Annotated in this window: 2 protein-coding genes and 2 pseudogenes; all 4 read left to right on the forward strand. The window is 75.0% G+C overall.

What is annotated here, in order from left to right; genetic code table 11:
- Positions 1-29: 29 nt before the first annotated feature.
- Positions 30-440, forward strand: a pseudogene (locus ACFQ87_RS45910) (DUF6183 family protein); the annotation flags it as partial.
- 73 nt (positions 441-513) lie between these two features.
- Positions 514-924: pseudogene (locus ACFQ87_RS45915) on the forward strand (DUF6183 family protein); the annotation flags it as partial.
- A 108-nt stretch (positions 925-1,032) separates the two neighbouring features.
- Positions 1,033-1,422 (forward strand): ribonuclease domain-containing protein, encoded by a 390-nt coding sequence (locus ACFQ87_RS45920; protein ID WP_380616995.1) that lies wholly within the window; start codon positions 1,033-1,035, stop codon positions 1,420-1,422.
- Positions 1,423-1,567: 145 nt separating this feature from the next.
- Positions 1,568-1,918, forward strand: a complete 351-nt coding sequence (locus ACFQ87_RS45925; protein WP_380616996.1) for a 5-carboxymethyl-2-hydroxymuconate Delta-isomerase — start codon at positions 1,568-1,570, stop codon at positions 1,916-1,918.
- The last annotated feature ends 107 nt before the right edge of the window (positions 1,919-2,025 follow it).

A 2,025-nucleotide genomic window follows, 5' to 3' on the forward strand; every position in this document is an offset into this window, starting at 1 on the left:
TCTGGGACGTGGTCACCCGGCCCGGGCGCGTGCACGTCGAGCGCGCGCTCGGGCTGGGGCTGGCCACCCGCTCGCGCAGCGGGCGACCGGTGCGCCGGGCCGCCGCCGTGCTGGCCGAGCATCAGCGGCCGTCCGCGCTGGCCGGGGTGTTCGCGGCCGCCCCCGATGACGCGACCGCACCGGAGGAGCTGCGGGCCTGCCTGCTGCACGAGCTGGTGTTGCGCGGCGCGCCGGTCGCGAAGCTGCCCGAGGCACGGGCCTGGGCGGAGGCCTCGCCGTACTGGGCGGAGCACCCGCTGGCCTGGCTGCCCTGGGCGCTCGACCCGCTGGAGGGCACGCCCGGCTTGCCGCACTACTGGCGCGGCGGGGTCAGCCACGGTCGGCCGTACGGGCTCCCGAAGGGCGCCCCGCTCAGCGGCTCCACCGGAGTCCCGGTCGAGGTGGGGGAGGAGGAGCCCGGGCTGACCGCCGCGGTGGAGCGCTGGGCCCGGCGGTACAACGGGCGGGTCGAGGCGGCGGTGTTTCGACGCCGACGGTCCGGTCGCGCCCGAGACGCTTCCCGGGACGCTGGCCGCGTTGCCGTTGGACTGTGTCGAGGATCCGGTGGTCGTTCCGACCACGGCCGCGGAGGCCTGGCGCCAGCTCTTCGGTGCCGCCTCGACCGGGGGCGGCGGCGAGGACGGCTGGTGGTACGGCGCCTACGGCCGGCTGGCGGCCTGGCGCTCGCTCGCGGCCCTGGCGGGCGCGGGGCCGGACGCCTCGGCGGCGGAGGTGGCACGGCGGGCGGCGGACTGCGCCTGGTACGGCTTCACGGCGGGCGGCGAGTGGTTCAACGGGGACGACATGGACCTCGGCTTCGCCGTACTCGATGCCGGGCGCCGCCGGCTGGCGGTGCTGGCCGCCACCGACTACGACGGGGGCTGAGCGGTCCGCTGACCCGCTCAAGTCCGCCACGGGTACGGCGAGTTGACTGGAGATGAAGACTCCGAACGGGGCTTCCGGTGGGCCCCGGGGCTCGCCATCCTGTTTGGCATGACCCGAACTCTACGCGCGTGGAAGCGTGCTGCCGCCACCGCCACCGTCGCCCTGGTCACCCTCGCGCCCGTCGCCGTCGCCACCGAGGCGCGCGCCGCGGTGAGCGGCAAGGTGTGTCTGTCCGCGCTGCCCTCCCAGGCCCGGACCACGCTCAGCCTGATCGCCAAGGGCGGGCCGTTCCCGTACCGTCAGGACGGCGTGGTGTTCACCAACAAGGAGCACGTGCTGCCGTCCCAGCGCTCCGGCTACTACCACGAGTACACCGTCGTGACCCCCGGTGCGCCAACCCGTGGCACCCGCCGGATCGTCACCGGCCAGCGGTACCACGAGGACTACTACACCAGCGACCACTACGCGACCTTCCGCCAGATCGACTTCGGCTGCTGACAACCCGCTTGCGTCACCAGGGTCCCGGTCTCCTCGGCCGGGGCCCGATGCCGTTCCCCGGCCCCGGCCCCGGCCCCGGCCCGGGAACGGCGGCCGGGAAGGGTAGGGTCGGCGGCGCCCGTCCGCACTCCCCGGGAGGAACCCCGTGCCGCAGATCCTGGTCGACCACTCGGCCGACCTCGCCCTCGACCAGGCGGGTCTGGCCGCGCAGTTGCACCAGGCGATCACCGGGGTGATCGACACCACGGTGGCCGACTGCAAGACGGTGTTCCGCCCTGCCGGGGGCCACACGGTCGGTGACGGCACGAGCGGCGAGGCCGTGGTCCTGGTCGAGGTCAAGATCCTGGCCGGCCGCACCACCGAGCAGCGCGCCGAACTGACCGCCCGGGTGCTCGCCGTTCTGCAGGCCGGCATCACCGCACCGGCCGCGATCGGCGTACAGGTCACCGAACTCGACCGCGACACCTACCGCTTCGTCCACCACCCCGGGGGGTGAACGCCCCCGGATGCCAGGCCCCCTCGGGGGGAGGGAGGGGGGGGGGGGGGAGGTTGCGGGGAGGGAGGAGGGGGAGGGGGAGAGAAAACAAAGCAAAGGGGGCGGGG

It is taken from the genome of Kitasatospora sp. NPDC056531 (assembly GCF_042794375.1).
In the GTDB taxonomy this organism is placed as follows: domain Bacteria; phylum Actinomycetota; class Actinomycetes; order Streptomycetales; family Streptomycetaceae; genus Kitasatospora.